Origin of the sequence: Roseibium sp. SCP14, from assembly GCF_040329475.1 — a bacterium.
Taxonomy (GTDB): Bacteria; Pseudomonadota; Alphaproteobacteria; order Rhizobiales; family Stappiaceae; genus Roseibium.
In genome coordinates this window covers 16,186-33,993 of the sequence record NZ_JBDZYH010000008.1, presented here as the reverse complement: position 1 = coordinate 33,993, position 17,808 = coordinate 16,186, and the positions used below count along the sequence as shown (strand labels likewise).

The following is a 17,808-nucleotide window of genomic DNA, read 5'->3' as shown; positions in this document are numbered from 1 at the left end:
ATCAGGCCACGGATCTGCCCCTGAAGGAGTAAACTATGTCCTCGAATATCTTTTCCGGCTGCATGCCGGCCCTGATGACACCGTGCAAGGCGGACCGTACGCCGGACTTTGATGCACTTGTCAAAAAAGGGCAGGAGCTGATCGCAGCAGGCATGTCCGCAGTGGTCTATTGCGGATCCATGGGTGACTGGCCGCTTTTGACCGACGAACAGCGCATGGAAGGTGTTGAACGTCTGGTCAAGGCCGGTGTACCTGTCGTTGTCGGCACAGGTGCCGTCAATACCAGGTCGGCGGTTGCGCATGCTGCTCATGCCGCCAAGGTTGGCGCTCATGGTTTGATGGTGATCCCGCGTGTCCTGTCCCGCGGTGTTTCCATGACGGCGCAACGTCATCACTTCAGCGCAATCCTTGCGGCAGCGCCGAGCCTTCCGGCTGTCATCTACAACAGCCCCTACTATGGCTTTGCCACCCGTGCTGACCTCTTCTTCGACCTGCGCAGGGACTTCCCGAACCTGATCGGCTTCAAGGAATTCGGCGGTCTGGACGATCTTCGTTATGCGGCTGAAAATATTACCTCGCAGGACGACCAGGTGACGCTCATGGTCGGTGTTGACACCGCCGTCTTTCACGGCTTCGTCAATTGCGGCGCGACCGGTGCCATCACGGGCATCGGCAATGCGATCCCGAAACAGGTTCTTCATCTGGTCAACCTTTGCAAAAAGGCTGCGGAAGGCCATGCAGAAGCCCGCCAGAAAGCCAAGGAACTGGAAGAAGCCCTCGGCGTTCTGTCCAGTTTCGATGAAGGCCCGGACCTGGTGCTCTACTACAAGCATCTGATGGTGCTGAACGGTGAAGAAGAGTATCTTCTGCATTTCAACGAAACCGATGCCCTGAGCGACGCTCAGCGCAACTACATTGAATCTCAGTACAAGCTCTTTAACGACTGGTACGCCGATTGGTCCCGGCAGGGCGGAGTCGTTGCCGAATGCGCGTAATCGACAGTCATACAGCGGGCGAACCGACCCGTGTCGTGATCGAGGGCGGACCTGATCTGGGATCAGGTTCGCTGGCTGAACGCGCTGCACGGCTGGAAGCGGAGCATATGGATTTCTGCGCTTCAGTGGTGTTGGAGCCCCGTGGCCACGACGCGATCATCGGTGCCTTGCTGCTGCCTCCCACCCGGGAGGACTGCGTTGCTGCGGTGATCTACTTCAACAATCTGCAGAACCTTGGCATGTGCGGTCACGCGACCATCGGGTTGGCGGTCACGCTTGCCCACATGGGCCGGATCGAACCGGGGCGGCACAAGTTCGAAACGCCGGTCGGTGTTGTTGAAGTGCTGTTGCACGATGCCAATACCGTCTCCGTGGTCAATGTGGAGAGCTACCGTCTGCACAAGGACGTCACGGTGGAAGTTGAAGGCGCAGGCCGGTTCACCGGTGATGTCGCCTGGGGTGGCAACTGGTTCTTCCTGGTCAGGGAAAGCCCGATCGCGCTCAAGGCTGCCAACATTCTTCCCCTGACTGATCTGACCATGAAGATCCGGTCGGCCCTGGAAGCGGCCGGGGTAACCGGCGCGAACGGCGCCTGGATTGATCATGTGGAACTGTTCGGGCCTCCGGAGGATGCCGCTGCCAACAGCCGCAACTTCGTCCTCTGTCCGGGCGGTGCCTATGACCGCTCACCCTGCGGCACGGGGTGTTCGGCAAAACTCGCCTGTCTTGCCGCAGACGGAGTTCTGGCGCCGGGTGAGGACTGGGTACAGGAAAGCGTTATCGGCAGCACATACCGGATCAGCTTTCAGCCGGGCGAAGAGGGCGGTGTCATTCCGACCGTCACCGGTCAGGCCTTCGTGACTTCCGATGCCAATCTGATTTTCAACCCTGCGGATCCCTATCGCCTGGGTATCCGCTCCTGAATGGGGTGACGTCATGGACTACAAGAACCTTGTCGGTGGCAGCTGGGTAGAAACCAGCGACAGCACGCCAAATGTGAACCCGTCGGACATCAGCGACGTTCTGGGGCATGCGGCCAGAGGAGATGCCGCACAGCTGGACCAGGCGATCGAGGCGGCCGACCGTGCTGCTCCCTCCTGGGCGGCGTCGACACCTCAGCAGCGCTTCGATGTGCTTGACCTTGTCGGCACTGAAATACTCGCCCGCAAGGAAGAGCTCGGTCGTCTCCTGTCACGAGAGGAAGGCAAGACGCTGCCGGAAGGCATCGGAGAAGCCGCGCGTGCAGGACAGATCTTCAAGTTTTTTGCCGGGGAAGCTCTGCGTCAGGCAGGCGACAGGCTGGCGTCCGTCCGTCCGGGCATCGAAGTTGATGTCACGCGCTCGCCGCTCGGCGTCATCGGCCTGATCACCCCCTGGAACTTCCCGATCGCGATCCCGGCATGGAAAATCGCTCCAGCGATCTGCTACGGCAACACCGTGGTCCTGAAACCGGCCGAACTGGTTCCGGGCTGTGCGCATGCGCTGGTGGAAATCCTCTCTCGCAGCGGTTTGCCGGAAGGCGTGGTCAATCTGGTCATGGGCCGGGGGTCTCAACTCGGTCCCCGCCTGATCGAAAGCAGCAAGGTCAAGGCCATTTCCTTCACCGGCTCGGTACCGACCGGTCGGGGCATTGCGGCGGCTTGCGGCGCCAGCCTGAAAAAGGTGCAACTGGAAATGGGCGGCAAGAACCCGATGGTGGTTCTGGACGACGCCGATCTCGATGTCGCCGTCGACGCTTGCCTGAACGGAGCGTTCTTTTCAACCGGTCAGCGCTGTACGGCGAGTTCCCGTCTTGTCGTAACCGAAGGCATTCATGACCGGTTCGTTGCCGCGCTCGCAGAGCGAATGTCAGCTCTGAAAGTCGGCAATGCGCTCGAAGCAGGTGTGCAGATGGGACCGGTCGTTGATGGTCGCCAGCTGGAACAGAACCTTTCGTATGTCGATATCGCAGCCGAGGACGGGGGCAAGGTTCAGGGCGGCGAGCGCCTCAACAGGGAAACCGAAGGGTTCTACATGGCGCCGGCTCTGGTGACCGAAACCTCGAATGACATGCGCATCAACCGGGAGGAAGTGTTCGGCCCGGTCGCGTCAGTCATTCGTGTGAAGGACTATGACGAAGCGTTGAGCGTTGCCAACGACACGGAGTTTGGCCTCAGTTCCGGCATCTGCACCACTTCGCTGAAACATGCGAGCCATTTCAAGGCCAATGCCCAGGCGGGAATGGTGATGGTCAACCTGCCGACCGCCGGGGTCGACTACCACGTGCCGTTTGGCGGGACCAAGGGATCCAGCTTCGGTTCCCGCGAACAGGGACGTTATGCGGCCGAATTCTATACGAGCGTGAAGACCTCATACCTTCTGCCGTAAAGCAATATCGGATCGGATTTCTGTGCGTTTTCAATCGATCTGACGAGATGAGTTTGCCTTAACCCATTTGAACACCGGGCAAATTCAACTCGTCAGGCGAGACCGGTCGGTTTTGCCTGACGGGATTTCAGCCAAGCACATCAATCGTCCGAAAAGAGGCGGATCTGTGCGGATTTCCATTGGAGGAGAATTACATGAAACGGCTTTTGAACATTGCCGCGGTCGTTGCCGTGGCAATCGCAACCCCGGCAAGCGCTGCCGATGTCGAGTGGAAGATGACCGCCGCCATCGGTGAAGGTTCGTTCTTTTATCAGAATTTCATGGAGCGATTTGCAAACAACGTCGACACGCTGACACAGGGGCGGGTCAGTATCAAACCGTTTGGCGCAGGTGTTCTGGCACCGGCATTCAAGGCGTATGAAGTTGTTCAGGACGGTGTGGTCGAGGCCGGCCACTCAACTCCGTCCTATCTCGTCAATCAGGACCCGACCAATGCGATCTTCGCAAGCTTTCCGGGCGGTATGTCCGGCGAGGCAACTCTCCACTGGGTTTACGAAGGTGGCGGCGAGAAGCTGCTCCAGGACTTCCGCCGCGAGGAGATGGGATTGCATTCGCTGGTCGTCGGCATCGGTACGTCTGAGATCATGGCGCACTCGAATGTGAAGATCGAAACCGTCGATGATCTCAAGGGCGTCAAGTACCGCACGTCTGGGGCTTTTGCCGCGGTTCTGCAGGAAAAGTTCGGCGGCGTACCGACCGTTGTGCCGGGTAACGAGATCTACACGCTGCTGCAGCGCAAGGGTGTTGACGCGATTGAATGGTCGACCCCGGGCGCAAACATCACCGAAGGCTTCCACGAGGTTGCACCTTACCTGATCATGCCTGGCGTTCATCAGCCGTCCTTCCTGTGGGAAGTGTTCGTGAAGCAGGAAACCTGGGATGGCCTGCCTGATGATCTGAAAGCACTGATCACCGCAGCCGCGAAGCTCACCACCTATGAAAGCTTCACCCATTTCGGCGACAAGGACATTCGGGCGATGGACGAATTCCGCAAGACCAAGGTGGAAATCGTCAACATGGTCCCGGCCGAAGCGGAAAAGATCCGCGAAGCAGGCCGCGATTGGGCCCGCGCGAAAGCCTCTGAAAAGATCGAGGCCGGTGACCGGCGCATGCAGGACGTTCTGGACAGCTACCTTGCCTATCAGGCGAGCTGGGCAGCCAACTCCGGCTACCTTGTCCGCGATACCGCCGAGTAATCGGGATCAACAGACCTTGGGACTGCCGGCCAGGGCCGGCAGTCCGCTTGGCGGGGGGAAAGATGATTTTAATTTGCCGGGTCATAGATGGCCTGTCCGACTTGCTGGGGCTTGCCGGGCGTCTGGTCATATTCGTGCTCATTATTGCCATGCTCTACGAGGTTGTGGCGCGCTACGTTTTTAATGCACCAACCCTTTGGGCATTCGACATTTCCTACATGCTGAATGGTTCCGTCTTTCTTCTCGGAGCCGCCTACGCTCTGCGCAAGGACGCGCATGTACGGATCGACTTCCTTTCGCAAAAGCTGCCGGTTCGTTTTCAGCAGTATCTGAACGGTGCGATCTATCTTCTGGTCATGGCGCCGCTGGTTTTGGCATTTGCCTGGATCGCGGCCAAAAAGGCTTTGAAAGCCTTTTCGACCGGAGAGGTGGAAAGCGTCAGTCCCTGGGCACCACTGGTCTGGCCCTTTTACGGCGTCATTGCGCTCGGGCTTTTCGTCTTTTCATTACAGTTTATCAGTGAAGCCTTGAAGTATCTGTCCGGTCACAAACGCCCCGACTCCTCCGAAGGCGAACTTGAGGGAGCGGAGAGCGATCAATGATCCCGGTATTGATGTTTCTTGCCCTGTTTGCGCTGGTGTTTGCCGGCGTCCCGGTGGCCTTTGCCCTCATCGTCGTATCCGTCGGCTTCGGATATTCGGTCTTCGGGGATCTGATTTTTCTTCAGCTTTACGGACCTCTTCTGTCGACGGCTTCGAATTTCGTCCTGGCCGCGATCCCGCTTTTCATTTTCATGGGCGCGATACTGGAGCGCTCGGGCATCGCCAAGCGCCTGTTCCAGGCCCTGCAGCTCTGGATGGGCGGATTGCCCGGCGGACTGGCTCTTTCAACGATTGCGATGTGCGCGATTTTCGCAGCGGCATCTGGCGTCGTCGGGGCGGTTGAAATCGTTGTCGGATTGATGGCTATCCCGGCGATGATGAAAGCCGGATACCGCAATGACCTGATCGCCGGGACCATTTGCGCCGGAGGATCTCTCGGAACCATCATACCGCCGTCGGTCATCGTGGTTGTCTATGCCTCGATCGCACAATTGTCGATCGGACAGTTGTTTGCCGCGTCCATTCTGCCGGGCCTGCTGATGGTCGTCTTTTTCATTGGCTACGTGTTGCTTCGAAGCATCCTGAAACCATCGGATGCACCCAAACTGCCGATTGAAGAGCGGTCCGTCCCGGCGGCCGACAAGATCCGGATTACACTGACAGCCTTGCTGCCGCCGCTCGCGCTCATCGTCATGGTTCTCGGCTCTTTGCTCGCAGGGGCGGCTTCCGCAACAGAAGCCGCCGCGGTCGGAGCTGCCGGCACGGTCATTCTTGCCCTGATGTTCCGGGAACTGACGCCGAAGCTGCTGATCGATGCCTTGGGCGTCACCTTGCGCATCACGGCGATGATCATGCTGGTCGTCGCCGGCGGAACCATGTTCACCAGTATTTTTGCAGTCACCGGAGGTGGCGCACTGGTGCGCGAAACCGTGGGATCCATCGGCTACGGCAATGCCGGTACCATCGCCTTCTTCCTGTTCGTGGTGTTTCTCGCGGGGTTTGTTCTCGACTGGGTTTCCATCGTCCTGATCTTCATTCCGATCTTCACGCCGGTGGTCAACGCGTCCGGGATTGATCCGGTCTGGTTTGCCATGATGGTGCTTGTCGTCATCCAAACCTCCTATTTGACACCGCCGATGGCGCCTTCGATCTTCTATCTTCGATCAATTGCGCCGCGAAGCATGACATACGGACAAATGTACAAGGGTGTCTTGCCGTTCGTAGTTGCACAGATGCTGGTGCTTGTCGTTGTTATCCTGTTCCCTGAAATCGCCACATGGTTGCCGTCCATATTGGTAGGACTTTGAATATGACTTCGCCGCAGCACGACATCGTTGTGATTGGCGCCGGTATCATCGGTATCAGCACAGCCCTTGCATTACAGGCAAAGGGTCATGACGTGCTTGTGGTCGACAGGCACGACGGCAAGGCCAAGGCGTCGGAAATGAATGCGGGCGCCTTCGCCTTCACCGATGTCGTGCCGCTGGCAACTCCCGGCATCATGCTGAAGGCGCCGAAATGGCTCTTGGATCCTCTTGGACCCCTGTCGGTTCCACCGGCTTACGCGCTGAAGATCGCACCCTGGATGCTGCGTTTCTGGCGCGCCAGCTGGCCGGATCGCTACAGGCATTCTTTGACGGCACAGGCCGGTTTGATGAAACTGTCGCAATCCGCGCTGGACCGGCAAATCGAAGATGCGTCCGGGGAGGCTCTCTTTCGCCGTGAAGGGCAACTGCAGCTTTACGAGGGCGAAGGTGAGTTTCGAGCAAGCCTGAAAACCTGGGAAGAGCGCAAGAAGCACGGTATCCGCTTCGATCTTCTGGAAAGCGTCGATGCGATTGCGGAAATCCAGCCCGGCATTCATCCGCGGTTTACCCATGCCGGTTTCACGCCGGACTGGATGAATACCTGTGATCCCGCGCGCTGGCTGTCGCATCTGTTGCAATCCTTCATCGACCGCGGAGGGCGGCTTGGCGATGCAGAAGTCATGGCCTTGAAGCCGGGTGAAGACGATGTTTCGTTGCAGACCCCCGAAGGAGATATTTCTGCAAGAAAGGTGGTGGTGTGCGCCGGTGCCTGGTCGCATCACCTTGCCCGCTCGCTTGGAGATCGCATACCGCTGGAAACAGAGCGGGGATACAACACGACGCTTGGTGACGGGGCTTTTGACCTCAAAACTCACCTGACATTCGGCGGGCACGGGTTCGTCGTGACCAGAATCAATGGCGGTGTTCGTGTCGGTGGTGCGGTCGAACTCGGCGGTCTCGACCTGCCACCAAACTACAAGCGCGCGGACATTCTCCTGAACAAGGCCAAAACCTTCCTGCCGGATCTCAAAACCGATGACGGCAGGCAATGGATGGGCTTCCGGCCTTCCATGCCGGACAGTCTTCCCGTGATCGATCGGTCGCCGAAGGACGGCCGCGTCATTTACGCCTTCGGGCACGGTCATCTGGGCCTCACCCAATCCGCCGGGACAGCAGAACTCGTAGCTGCCCTGGTACATGACACAACAGCACCAATAAACATGAGCGCCTTTTCCGCGCGCCGCTTTTAAGGAGACCTCCATGAAGATTTCTGCGATCAACGTGTTTCAGGTGGGGCTTCCCCTGAAGGAAGGACGCTACAGTTGGTCCAACGGCAATTTCATCGAGGTCTTCGACAGCACGGTGGTCGAGATCGTCACTGACGAAGGCTTGAAGGGGTATGCTGAGTGCTGCCCGCTCGGCTCCGCCTACCTGCCGAGCTTCGCGCTCGGTGTCCGCGCTGGGCTGCAAGAACTGAGCCCCCATCTGATCGGCAAGGATCCGCTGAATATAGGTGAGATCAACCGTGTCATGGATGCTGCCCTGCGCGGTCACCCTTATGCCAAGGCTCCGATCGATATTGCCTGCTGGGACCTTCTGGGCAAGGCTACGGGCCAGCCGGTCTACACTCTTCTGGGCGGCGCTGCTCAGGACGACGTTGTGCTCTACCGGGCGATCAGCCAGGAAGCACCCGATGTCATGGCCAGGAAAATCGAAGGCTATGCGGGGGAAGGTTATACCAAGTTTCAGCTCAAGGTAGGGGGCGATGCCAACGATGATATCGAGCGCATCCATGCCACTCGTGCGGTTCTGAAACCGTCCGACCTGCTGGTCGCGGATGCCAACACCGGCTGGACGCGGCATGAAGCGGCACGTGTGGTTGGTGCCATTGCCTCCCTTGATGTCTATGTCGAACAACCCTGCATGACTTACGAGGAAAGCGTTTCAATCCGCCGCCGGACAGGATTGCCTTTCGTGCTCGACGAAGTGATTGACGGGCCGAACATGCTGGTTCGCGGGATTGCGGAAGATGCCATGGACTGCATCAACCTGAAGATCTCCAAGGTTGGCGGACTGACCAAAGCCAAGCTGATGCGCGATCTTTGTGTCCTCCACGGAATTCCGATGACGATCGAAGACACCTGGGGTGGAGACATCACCACCGCAGCGATTGCCCATCTGGCACGTTCGACACCGGCGGAGTTCACTTTCTCTGCAACGGACTTCAACAGCTACGGTACCGTCGATATTGCAGAAGGGGCGCCGAAGCGCGTCAACGGCCGCATGACCGCAGCGGACCGGCCCGGTCTCGGCATTACCCCGATCTTCGAGGCGCTTGGAGATCCCGTCGCCAAATATTCCTGAGGTTGAAAGATGCGCAGCAGCAAAACAATTCACGTTATTTCCTGCCATGCTGAGGGGGAAGTCGGCGATGTCATCGTTGGCGGTGTCGCTCCTCCTCCAGGTGAAACGTTGTGGGAGCAACGCAGCTTCATTGCAAGGGATGAGACCTTGCGCAACTTCGTTCTGAACGAACCGCGCGGCGGCGTGTTCCGGCACGTCAATCTGCTGGTTCCCCCGAAGCACCCGGAAGCGGATGCCGCCTTCATCATCATGGAGCCGGAGGACACGCCGCCCATGTCCGGGTCCAACTCCATTTGCGTTTCTACGGTTCTTCTGGATGGTGGCATCATCCCGATGCACGAACCGGTGACGGAACTGATTCTGGAAGCACCGGGCGGTCTGGTCCGTGTCAGGGCTGAGTGCCGGAATGGCAAGGCGGAACGGATCTTCGTTCAGAATGTCGCCAGCTTTGCCGACAAGCTGGAAGTGCCGGTGGAAGTCGAGGGTCTCGGAACCCTGACGGTCGACACCGCTTATGGCGGCGACAGTTTCGTCGTTGTCGATGCGAAGGCGCTGGGCTTTGCGATTGAAGAAAGTGAAGCCAAGGATATTGCCCGCCTGGGTGTCCGCATCACCAATGCTGCCAATGAGCAACTCGGGTTTACCCATCCGGAAAATCCGGATTGGAACCACATTTCCTTCTGCGCCTTCTGCGGTCCGCTGTCGGAAACGGAAAAGGGACTCTCTGGCCGGTCCGCAGTCGCAATCCAGCCCGGCAAGGTCGACCGTTCCCCGACAGGCACTGCCGTTTCGGCCCGCATGGCCCTGATGGCGGCGCGCGGTCAATTGTCGGTAGGACAGGAGTTCGAGGCGAAATCCATCATCGGCTCGACCTTCACCGGTAAAGTCCTGGCCGAGCAGACCATCGGTGACAGAACCGGCATCATTCCTCAAATCAGCGGCCGGGCGTGGGTAACCGGCATTCATCAGCACATGCTCGATCCGAGCGATCCCTGGCCCGAGGGGTATAAATTGAGCGATACCTGGGGCGCATGATCGGACGGGACCTACCTGTGCGAAGCGTCCTCAGCCGCATATCCTGAATGGCGAAATTCGACGGCGGGACCACAACCTGCCGTCGAAAGCATTGTAGTTCCGGAAAAGAAGGCTAACTATTGTTTTGCATTCAACTGAATGCGCCCCGCTGCTCTTGAAAGAACACCAAAAGGATTCATCCAAATGTCTCTCCGTATCAATGACACGGTTCCGGATTTTGCCGCAGAAACCGACCAGGGACCCATCAAGTTTCACGATTGGATCGGCGACAGCTGGGCAATCCTGTTCAGTCATCCAAAGGACTTCACCCCGGTCTGCACCACCGAGTTCGGCGTTGTCGGACAGTTGAGCGATGAATGGAAGAAGCGCGGAACCAAGGTGATCGGCGTTTCCGTCGACAATGCAGACGACCATCGGAAATGGAAGCTCGATATCGAAAAGGTGTCCGGCACAGCGCCTGATTTTCCGATCATTGCCGATGACGGTCTGGCCGTTTCCAAAGCCTTCGACATGCTGCCCGCGGAAGCCTACCTTCCGGACGGACGGACGCCTGCCGACAGCGCAACGGTTCGCTCGGTCTTCATTATCGGTCCGGACAAGCAGCTGAAACTGTCGATGACCTATCCGATGACGGTCGGCCGGAACTTCGCTGAAGTCGTGCGTGCACTCGATGCGCTGCAGATGACGGCCAAGGGTGTTGCCACGCCTGCCAACTGGGAAATCGGGCAGGATGTGATCATTCCGCCAAGCGTGAATGATGCCGATGCCAAAGCCAAGTTCGGTGAGTTCGACGCGGTTCTGCCCTACCTGCGCAAGATCCCGGCGCCTGCATAAGATTTCCCGGGACAGCAGTTGCTTCCCGGACAATCCGGCGGCATCTGAGCCGCCGGATCACGCTTCGGTCTCGAGTGTCAGCCTGCCGTTGTACAAATCTGCAAAAGAGCCGCAAGATGCTGCGGGCTCGCCAGACCGATGCAGCATGCATGAACCGTCGCCAGAAACGCAGTCAGAACCGTTCCGGTCGCCAGAGCCAGCATCATGGATGGATCCTGGCGGATCTCACGCATGGCATCCGTCATCGGTCCCGGGGTCTTCAGAAGTGTCATCTATTCCCTCCCCACATCAACAACACGAAGTCAGTCTGTATCTGACCTGAGCGCCTCGGATCAGCCTGCTGCCTCTTCGGCCGCTTCCTCGTTTTTCTTGCCGCCGAACAGGCCGCCGAGCCAGCCTTTCTTGGTTTCGGTCACCTCCCCGGTCTCCTCATCCACAGGAGCGGTCGGTGCGACCTCCTCGGCAAAGGCGGTGAAGAACTCTCCGGCAAGACGCTTGGCGGTCGAGTCGATCAACCGTGCACCGAGTTGGGCAAGCTTTCCGCCAACCTTCGCATCCACATCGTAATACAGGATGGTAGCATCCGGGCCGTCTTCCTCAAGTCGAACCTTTGCACCGCCACGGGCAAATCCCGCCACACCGCCGGAACCTTCTCCGTCAATCGTGTAGCCGTTTGGCGGATCGAGATCGTTCAAGGTTACCTTGCCGCCGAAAGTGGCTTTCACCGGCCCGACCTTGAGTTTGACCTTTGCTTCCATCTCCGTATCTGAATGCTTGATCAGCTCCTCGCAGCCGGGAATCGAAGCCTTGAGGATGTCCGGATCATTCAAGGCCTCCCAGACCTTTTCGCGCGGGGCTTCAATCCGTTGGCTGTCTGTCATTTGCATGTGTTTTGTCTCCGGTGAGCTGTCAAACGTGATGAATGTTGGTCCGGCGCTGGTTCTTGCGTCGGATGAGCAGAAGTTCCGCGAGAATGGAGAGGGCGATTTCCTCGGGCGTGATTGCGCCAAGATCAAGCCCGGCGGGCCCCTTGATATGGTCGAGTTCGGAGGATTGAAAACCCTTCTCCAGGAGTTTTTCCTTTAGCGACGCGAGCTTGCGTCGGCTGCCGACAAAACCAACGTGACGGGCATTGACCGTCAGGGCTGCTTCCAGTGCCAAGAGATCCCCTCGACCCTGCGTCGATACCAGAATGTAGGTTTCGGCATCTCCGAGAGATCCGAGATCGTAGCCCTCAATCCTCTTCTCCCCGGCAGCGAAGACGAGCAGGTCTTCAGCCGGGGCGGCAATAGTGACCTCGAAGCCGATGGTTGGCGCTTGCCTGGCGAGCGCGATGGCGACGGGACTGGCGCCACAGATGACCAGGCTGGGGCGCGGCAAGACCGGCTCAACGAAAATGTCCATTGTGCCCTGGCTTGGACACATGTTCTTTGCGAACTGAACCCCCTCGCGCTCTTCACCCGGTTCAACACCAAGTTCTGCCAGAAGATCTTCCGGTTGAATGGAAATCAGCCGTGTTTCTCCGTCAAGCAAAGCCGCCTTCGCCGCCTTGACCACAGCGGCTCGCGCGCAGCCGCCGCCGATCCAGCCGCCGACGATCGATCCGTCCCGTCCAATAACGGCCTTGGCACCCGCCTTTGCGGCGGTAACCGAAATTGTTCGCACGACCGTTGCCAGGGCGTAAGGTTCACTGGCCTCCTTCAGCCTGTTCATCAGCGGATGCAGATCACTCGTCAGTTCTGGCGCTGCATCGGAAGCTGAATCGGGAACGGAGTGTTTCATCGGTGCGTCTCCCATGGCGTTACAGGCGGGCGAGATAAGGTTCGAGGGCGGCAAGGCTGTCGAGATTGTGAGCGGGTGCAAACAGGTCGACATGTGGAAGGGCGGCCTGCATGCCGAGCGTGGTCGGCTCGTATCCTTCCCAGCCGATCAGCGGATTGAGCCAGACGATGCGTTTGCAGCGACGGCGCAACCTTGCCATCTCCTCTGCAAGAGCGTCCGGTGCTCCGGTGTCGTAGCCGTCCGACAGGATCATGACACAGGTACGCGAATGAATGACCCGCGCCGCATGCAAGCGGTTGAAGTCAGCCAGGGCCTCGCCGATCTTCGTGCCGCCGCCAATGCCTTGCGCCATCAGGCCCATCCGGTCGAGTGCGCGCGCTGCGTCGCGTTCCGAAAGAGCGGAAGAGACATGAACCAGACGGGTGTGAAACAGAAAGGCTTCCGCCTCGCGGAAATTGTCCAGAATGCCGTGTACGAACCGGGTGAATACGGCAGTGTAATTGTTCATGGATCCGGAGGCGTCCAGCAGGACGACCAGCCGCAATTGCCGTTCGCGGGGTCCTTTCCGGATCAATTCGATCGGCGTTCCGCCATGTGAAATGGAGTGCCGGATGGTGCGGCGAAGATCAAGCCTTGGCCCTTTGCGCTTTTGCCGGTCGCGCCGCGTCAGGCGTATCCGCATCGAACGGGCAAGGCGTTCGGCCAGTTCGTGCGCCTTTGCCAGAGCGTCCGGGTCATGAAGTTTGCGGAAATCTATGGAGCCGAGATTTTCCGCAATGCTGGCCCCCTCCCGTTTGCCTGAGGGTGCATCGCCTGTTTCCTCGTCTTCCTCGCCGGGTTGTCGTTCAACGTCACCGGCAATCGTGTCTTGCCGAGCGCCATGAGCATCCATCAGCTCACGAATGGTCTTCTGGGTTTTCTTCGAGCTTGTGCCTGAAACCTTTATGCCGGTTTTCACACCCTTTCTGGACCAATAGGCGTCGAACAGGTCATCGAATTTCTTCCAGTCCGACAAGCGGCCGCAAAACAACGCGCGAAAGGCGCTTTTCAGGCTGCGGGGCCGGTTTATCAGCGGTGCACACAACAGCTTCAAGGCGTCTCGCGTTTCTGCAAGGCCAACCTTGAATCCGCTGTCCCTCAGTGAATGCACGAAACCGGCAAGCCGCAACCGAAGTGCTGCTCCGACGTCCTCGCTGGTATTGAAGGTCGTAGCGGCCATGGCTCAGGCCACTTTTCCCAGAAGACGGTCGGTCACCTCGCGTGTGACACGGGCCTGGTCTTCCCGGGTTTTGAGAACGCATACGAGCGAATCGTAGACAAGTTCCCGGTCCTCTTGAAGGTTCCGGACGCCCAGGCCGAGAAGAGCTGCCGCCCAGTCTATCGTTTCTGCAACACCCGGAACCTTTGTGAGGTCTTCCTTGCGTAACTTGCCCATCAGGTCGGCAATCTGAAGTGCCAGCGCCGCATCCAGACCGTCGACGCGAGCCAGCAGAATACGCGCTTCGCGGTCCGGGGTTGGATAGTCGACGTAGTGATAGAGACAGCGGCGGCGCAGAGCGTCGGACAGTTCCCGCGTTCCGTTCGAAGTCAGAACCACACGGGGAATGGAGATTGCTTCCACGGTACCGAGTTCGGGGATCGAGATCTGGAAATCGGACAGGATTTCAAGAAGAAAGGCTTCAAACTCTTCATCCGCCCGGTCCACCTCGTCGATCAGGAGCACTGGCGGTTTCTCGCGGCGGATGGCGGCGAGAAGCGGCCGTTCGAGCAGGTATTTTTCCGAAAAGACAGCTTCTTCGACTGTTTCAGCATCTTCACCGCTGCCTTCGCGCGCCTTGATGGCGAGCAATTGACGCTGATAGTTCCACTCGTAAATGGCGTCGGATCGGTCAAGTCCTTCATAGCATTGCAAGCGGATGAGGTCGGCACTTTCCAGTTTGGCAAGTGCCTTGGCAACTTCGGTCTTGCCAACACCGGCTTCACCCTCAAGCAGAAGTGGGCGGTTCAGCATCTCCGTCAGCAGCAGGGCCGTTGCCAGCCCTTCATCGGCGACATAGCCGGTCTCGGCCAGTGCTTTTGCCAGTTGTTCCTTGGTCTTGCTCATCCGGTTTGCAACAATCGCTGTTTCGTTTCGTTGAGCAGGCTGCGCCTGCGCTGATGCGCTGGATCCCGGATCTGCGATACGGCTTCGCCGTACTTGTCCGGGATGACAACCCGAATTTGGCAAATCGTCATTCCAGACAAGTGCAGCCTTGGCTGCACGCCGATCTGGAATCCAGATATGAGCCGCGGGCGGAGCCCGCGACATCTGTTTCTGAGTGTCTTAGCCGTGGGCCCCAAGGTCCTTGGCTGCCTGCCAGATGCGCCAGGCGTCGTGCGGCATCTGGATATGCGTCGACCCCAGGAACTGGAACGCGTCGTTGACAGCATTGGAGAAGGCCGGAACTCCGCCGACATTCGGGCTCTCGCCAACCCCCTTGGCACCGATCGGGTGATGCGGGCTCGGGGTTTCGGTGAAGTCGGTCTCCCAGTGCGGAGTTTCCACGGCCGTCGGGATGAAGAAATCCATGAACGATGCTCCGAGCACATTGCCCAACTCGTCGTAGCGGATTTCCTGACCCATTGCGATGGCAAAGGCTTCCGTCAGCCCGCCGTGAACCTGGCCTTCAATAATCATCGGGTTGATCCGTGTGCCGCAGTCGTCCAGCGCATAGAACCGCCGGGTCTTGGCAACACCGGTGTCGACGTCGATGTCCATCACGCAGAAATACGCACCGAACGGATAGGTCATGTTGGGCGGGTCGTAATAGCTGACGGCTTCCAGTCCCGGTTCCATATTCGGTGGCGGTGCGTGATAGGCAGCCCAGGCGATTTCCTTCATGGACTTGCGCGCCTGCGGATTGCCCTTCACCTGGAACCCGTCAATGTCCCACTCAAGGTCATATTCGGAAACTTCCAGCATATGTGCGGCGATCATCTGGGCCTTGTTGCGGATCTTGCGAGCCGCGAGCGCAATCGCGGCACCTGCGACAGGCGTGGAGCGGGAGCCGTAAGTGCCCAGACCGTAAGGCGCCGTGTCGGTGTTGCCTTCCTCGACCATGATGTCGGCAGCCGGAATGCCGATCTCCGTGGCGATGATCTGGGCCCAGGTGGTCTCGTGACCTTGGCCTTGCGATTTGGTTCCCATGCGCGAAATCACGGACCCCGTCGGATGAACGCGGATTTCCGCACTGTCGAACATCGCGACACCCAGGATGTCACAGTTCTTCGACGGCCCGGCGCCGACGATCTCGGTAAAGAATGAGACGCCGATCCCCATGATCTCGCGGGTCTCGCCTCGTTTGAACGCTTCCTGCTTGGCCTTCTGCTCGGCCCGCAGTTCGCGGTAACCGATCGAGTCCATCGCCTTCTGCATGGCAGTGTGATAGTCGCCGCTGTCATACTCCCAGCCGAGAGCGGACTGGTAGGGGAACTGGTCGGCCTTGACGAAGTTCTTCATCCGAAGGTCGGCCGGGTCCATCTCCAGCTTTTGCGCCAGGATATCCATGGCCCGTTCGATGCAGTAGGCGGCTTCCGTCACGCGGAAGGAGCAGCGGTAGGCAACGCCTCCCGGCGCCTTGTTGGTGTAAACGCCATCGACCTCAAGATGTGCTGCCGGAAAGTCGTAGGATCCGGTGACAATGTTGAAGAACCCGGCCGGCCACTTGGACGGGTCGGCACAGGCGTCGAAACCGCCATGGTCGGCCAGAACATGAACCTTGAGCCCGGTTACGGTGCCGTCCTTCTTCGCGGCGATTTCCGTAGTCATGTGATAGTCGCGGGCAAAGGATGTGGTGGAGAGGTTCTCCATTCGGTCTTCGACCCATTTCACCGGTACGCCTGTCACGATGGACGCGACAATCGCGCAGATATAGCCCGGATAGGCGCCCACCTTGTTGCCGAAACCACCGCCGATGTCTGGTGCGATCACGTGGATCTTGTGTTCTGGAATCGTGGATAGCAGCGACGCAACTGTCCGGATCACGTGTGGTGCCTGGAAGGTTCCCCAAACCGTCAGTTCGCCCTTCACCTTGTCCATGGAGGCGACGGCCTGGCAGGTCTCCAGCGGTGAGGGGTGCGTGCGGTGATAGGAGATCATCTCCTTGATGGTGACATCGGCTTCCGAGAATGCCTTGGACGTCTCGTCCTTGTCGCCGACTTCCCAGGTGAAGATGTGATTGTAGTGTTTGCGTGGTCCGTGAGCACCTTCCGTCTTGCCCTCAAGGTCGGGCCGTAGAACCGGAGCGTCCGCATCCATCGACTTGAACGGATCGGTCAGAACCGGAAGTTCTTCATACTCGACCTCAACCAGCTGAATGGCGTCATCGGCAATGTAGCGGTCTTCGGCAACGACAAAGGCGACTTCCTGGTTCTGGTAGAGAACCTTGCCGTCCGCCAGAACCATCTGGACGTCGCCCGCAAGCGTCGGCATCCAGGCAAGATTTACGCCTTTCAGATCTTCAGCGGTCAGGACCGCGATGACACCAGGAAGCTTCAGGGCTTCCGTTGCATCAATCTTGGTGACCTTCGCATGGGCGTAAGGCGAACGGACAAAATCACCGAACACCATGCCCGGCAGTTTCAGGTCGTCGACATACTGGCCTTTGCCCTGGGTGAAGCGAATGTCTTCGACGCGTTTGCGCTTGCAGCCCATGCCTTCAAGGGCGGCTTCACGCTGTTCCCGTGTCGGGGTCATGTCATTCATTCTGCAGCCTCCTGAATGTCGGTGCCGTTCAGCTTGGCCGCGGCGTACTGGATGGCCTTGACGATGTTCTGGTATCCGGTGCAACGGCAGAGGTTGCCGGCGATGCCCATCCGGATTTCCTCTTCCGTCGGATTCGGATTTTCTTTCAAAAGCGTGTGCGCACGGGTGATCATGCCAGGAGTACAGAAGCCGCACTGCAGCCCGTGCATCTGCCGGAAGCCTTCCTGTAGCGCGGAAAGAGTGCCGTCCGGATTGGCCAGACCCTCGATGGTCGTCAGTTCAGCACCGTTGGCCTGGGCGGCAAACAGTGTGCAGGACTTCACCGACATACCGTTCATTTCCACCGTGCAGGCGCCACAATGAGAAGTCTCGCAGCCGATATGAGGGCCGGTCAGATTCAGCTCTTCACGCAGGAAATGGATCAGAAGCGTGCGCGGTTCGACAAAGCGCTGCACCTTCTTGCCGTTAACGGTCACCGTGACCGGGATTTGTTCAATGTCGCTCATGGTTTTCTCCCTGGGT

Annotated in this window: 17 protein-coding genes; 10 read left to right on the top strand and 7 right to left on the bottom strand. The window is 58.7% G+C overall.

Annotated elements, in window-relative coordinates; all coding sequences use genetic code 11:
* Positions 1-35 precede the first annotated feature (35 nt).
* The 10 genes from ABLQ08_RS25910 to ABLQ08_RS25865 all read left to right on the top strand — a co-directional run bounded on the left by ABLQ08_RS25910 (position 36) and on the right by ABLQ08_RS25865 (position 10,760).
* A complete protein-coding gene (locus tag ABLQ08_RS25910) occupies positions 36-995 on the top strand; it encodes a dihydrodipicolinate synthase family protein (protein WP_352948447.1) in 960 nt (319 codons plus the stop codon).
* On the top strand, positions 986-1,918 hold the full coding sequence (locus ABLQ08_RS25905) for a proline racemase family protein (RefSeq protein WP_352948444.1): 933 nt from the start codon (positions 986-988) through the stop codon (positions 1,916-1,918). The genes ABLQ08_RS25910 and ABLQ08_RS25905 overlap by 10 nt, the downstream gene beginning before the upstream one ends.
* 13 nt (positions 1,919-1,931) lie before the next feature.
* The gene (locus tag ABLQ08_RS25900) at positions 1,932-3,362 is read left to right on the top strand and encodes an aldehyde dehydrogenase family protein (RefSeq protein WP_352948441.1); all 1,431 of its coding nucleotides are present in this window, start codon (positions 1,932-1,934) and stop codon (positions 3,360-3,362) included.
* Between the two features lie 194 nt (positions 3,363-3,556).
* Positions 3,557-4,618: a TRAP transporter substrate-binding protein DctP gene (gene dctP, locus ABLQ08_RS25895; protein ID WP_352948439.1), complete on the top strand. Its 1,062-nt coding sequence runs from the start codon at positions 3,557-3,559 to the stop codon at positions 4,616-4,618.
* Between the two features lie 62 nt (positions 4,619-4,680).
* Positions 4,681-5,220, top strand: coding sequence for a TRAP transporter small permease subunit (locus ABLQ08_RS25890; RefSeq protein WP_352948436.1), 540 nt, complete (start codon positions 4,681-4,683; stop codon positions 5,218-5,220).
* Positions 5,217-6,527: a TRAP transporter large permease gene (locus tag ABLQ08_RS25885; RefSeq protein WP_352948433.1), complete on the top strand. Its 1,311-nt coding sequence runs from the start codon at positions 5,217-5,219 to the stop codon at positions 6,525-6,527. The genes ABLQ08_RS25890 and ABLQ08_RS25885 overlap by 4 nt, the downstream gene beginning before the upstream one ends.
* Positions 6,528-6,529: 2 nt before the next feature.
* Positions 6,530-7,777, top strand: coding sequence for an NAD(P)/FAD-dependent oxidoreductase (locus ABLQ08_RS25880; protein WP_352948430.1), 1,248 nt, complete (start codon positions 6,530-6,532; stop codon positions 7,775-7,777).
* A gap of 10 nt (positions 7,778-7,787) precedes the next feature.
* Positions 7,788-8,891, top strand: coding sequence for a cis-3-hydroxy-L-proline dehydratase (locus tag ABLQ08_RS25875; protein ID WP_352948427.1), 1,104 nt, complete (start codon positions 7,788-7,790; stop codon positions 8,889-8,891).
* Positions 8,892-8,900: 9 nt separating this feature from the next.
* Positions 8,901-9,926 (top strand): trans-3-hydroxy-L-proline dehydratase, encoded by a 1,026-nt coding sequence (locus ABLQ08_RS25870; protein WP_352948424.1) that lies wholly within the window; start codon positions 8,901-8,903, stop codon positions 9,924-9,926.
* A 183-nt stretch (positions 9,927-10,109) separates the two neighbouring features.
* Positions 10,110-10,760 carry a peroxiredoxin gene (locus ABLQ08_RS25865; RefSeq protein ID WP_352948421.1) on the top strand — a complete coding sequence of 217 codons (651 nt, stop codon included), beginning with the start codon at positions 10,110-10,112 and terminating at the stop codon, positions 10,758-10,760.
* Positions 10,761-10,837: 77 nt separating this feature from the next.
* Here the strand turns inward: ABLQ08_RS25865 and ABLQ08_RS25860 are convergent, their stop codons facing one another.
* From ABLQ08_RS25860 to ABLQ08_RS25830, 7 genes are all read right to left on the bottom strand, one after another.
* The gene (locus ABLQ08_RS25860; RefSeq protein ID WP_352948418.1) at positions 10,838-11,032 is read right to left on the bottom strand and encodes a hypothetical protein; all 195 of its coding nucleotides are present in this window, start codon (positions 11,030-11,032) and stop codon (positions 10,838-10,840) included.
* A 60-nt stretch (positions 11,033-11,092) separates the two neighbouring features.
* Complete coding sequence (locus ABLQ08_RS25855) at positions 11,093-11,647, bottom strand: CoxG family protein (protein ID WP_352948415.1); 555 nt, start codon at positions 11,645-11,647, stop codon at positions 11,093-11,095.
* Positions 11,648-11,669: 22 nt separating this feature from the next.
* Complete coding sequence (locus ABLQ08_RS25850) at positions 11,670-12,542, bottom strand: XdhC family protein (protein ID WP_352948412.1); 873 nt, start codon at positions 12,540-12,542, stop codon at positions 11,670-11,672.
* Positions 12,543-12,561: 19 nt separating this feature from the next.
* A complete protein-coding gene (locus tag ABLQ08_RS25845) occupies positions 12,562-13,761 on the bottom strand; it encodes a vWA domain-containing protein (protein WP_352948409.1) in 1,200 nt (399 codons plus the stop codon).
* A gap of 3 nt (positions 13,762-13,764) precedes the next feature.
* Positions 13,765-14,646, bottom strand: a complete 882-nt coding sequence (locus ABLQ08_RS25840) for an AAA family ATPase (RefSeq protein ID WP_352948406.1) — start codon at positions 14,644-14,646, stop codon at positions 13,765-13,767.
* A gap of 219 nt (positions 14,647-14,865) precedes the next feature.
* Positions 14,866-17,286, bottom strand: a complete 2,421-nt coding sequence (locus ABLQ08_RS25835) for an aerobic carbon-monoxide dehydrogenase large subunit (RefSeq protein WP_352948403.1) — start codon at positions 17,284-17,286, stop codon at positions 14,866-14,868.
* Positions 17,283-17,792, bottom strand: a complete 510-nt coding sequence (locus ABLQ08_RS25830) for a (2Fe-2S)-binding protein (protein ID WP_417714861.1) — start codon at positions 17,790-17,792, stop codon at positions 17,283-17,285. Before ABLQ08_RS25830 ends, ABLQ08_RS25835 begins: the two co-directional genes overlap by 4 nt.
* Between the last annotated feature and the right edge of the window lie 16 nt (positions 17,793-17,808).

Excerpts from the sequence above, each read along its gene's own strand:
- ABLQ08_RS25910 (WP_352948447.1), top strand. The coding sequence starts at position 36 with ATGTCCTCGAATATCTTTTCCGGCTGCATGCCGGCCCTGATGACACCG.
- ABLQ08_RS25905 (WP_352948444.1), top strand. The coding sequence starts at position 986 with ATGCGCGTAATCGACAGTCATACAGCGGGCGAACCGACCCGTGTCGTG.
- ABLQ08_RS25900 (WP_352948441.1), top strand. The coding sequence starts at position 1,932 with ATGGACTACAAGAACCTTGTCGGTGGCAGCTGGGTAGAAACCAGCGAC.
- dctP (WP_352948439.1), top strand. The coding sequence starts at position 3,557 with ATGAAACGGCTTTTGAACATTGCCGCGGTCGTTGCCGTGGCAATCGCA.
- ABLQ08_RS25890 (WP_352948436.1), top strand. The coding sequence starts at position 4,681 with ATGATTTTAATTTGCCGGGTCATAGATGGCCTGTCCGACTTGCTGGGG.
- ABLQ08_RS25885 (WP_352948433.1), top strand. The coding sequence starts at position 5,217 with ATGATCCCGGTATTGATGTTTCTTGCCCTGTTTGCGCTGGTGTTTGCC.
- ABLQ08_RS25880 (WP_352948430.1), top strand. The coding sequence starts at position 6,530 with ATGACTTCGCCGCAGCACGACATCGTTGTGATTGGCGCCGGTATCATC.
- ABLQ08_RS25875 (WP_352948427.1), top strand. The coding sequence starts at position 7,788 with ATGAAGATTTCTGCGATCAACGTGTTTCAGGTGGGGCTTCCCCTGAAG.
- ABLQ08_RS25870 (WP_352948424.1), top strand. The coding sequence starts at position 8,901 with ATGCGCAGCAGCAAAACAATTCACGTTATTTCCTGCCATGCTGAGGGG.
- ABLQ08_RS25865 (WP_352948421.1), top strand. The coding sequence starts at position 10,110 with ATGTCTCTCCGTATCAATGACACGGTTCCGGATTTTGCCGCAGAAACC.
- ABLQ08_RS25860 (WP_352948418.1), bottom strand. The coding sequence starts at position 11,032 with ATGACACTTCTGAAGACCCCGGGACCGATGACGGATGCCATGCGTGAG.
- ABLQ08_RS25855 (WP_352948415.1), bottom strand. The coding sequence starts at position 11,647 with ATGCAAATGACAGACAGCCAACGGATTGAAGCCCCGCGCGAAAAGGTC.
- ABLQ08_RS25850 (WP_352948412.1), bottom strand. The coding sequence starts at position 12,542 with ATGAAACACTCCGTTCCCGATTCAGCTTCCGATGCAGCGCCAGAACTG.
- ABLQ08_RS25845 (WP_352948409.1), bottom strand. The coding sequence starts at position 13,761 with ATGGCCGCTACGACCTTCAATACCAGCGAGGACGTCGGAGCAGCACTT.
- ABLQ08_RS25840 (WP_352948406.1), bottom strand. The coding sequence starts at position 14,646 with ATGAGCAAGACCAAGGAACAACTGGCAAAAGCACTGGCCGAGACCGGC.
- ABLQ08_RS25835 (WP_352948403.1), bottom strand. The coding sequence starts at position 17,286 with ATGAATGACATGACCCCGACACGGGAACAGCGTGAAGCCGCCCTTGAA.
- ABLQ08_RS25830 (WP_417714861.1), bottom strand. The coding sequence starts at position 17,792 with ATGAGCGACATTGAACAAATCCCGGTCACGGTGACCGTTAACGGCAAG.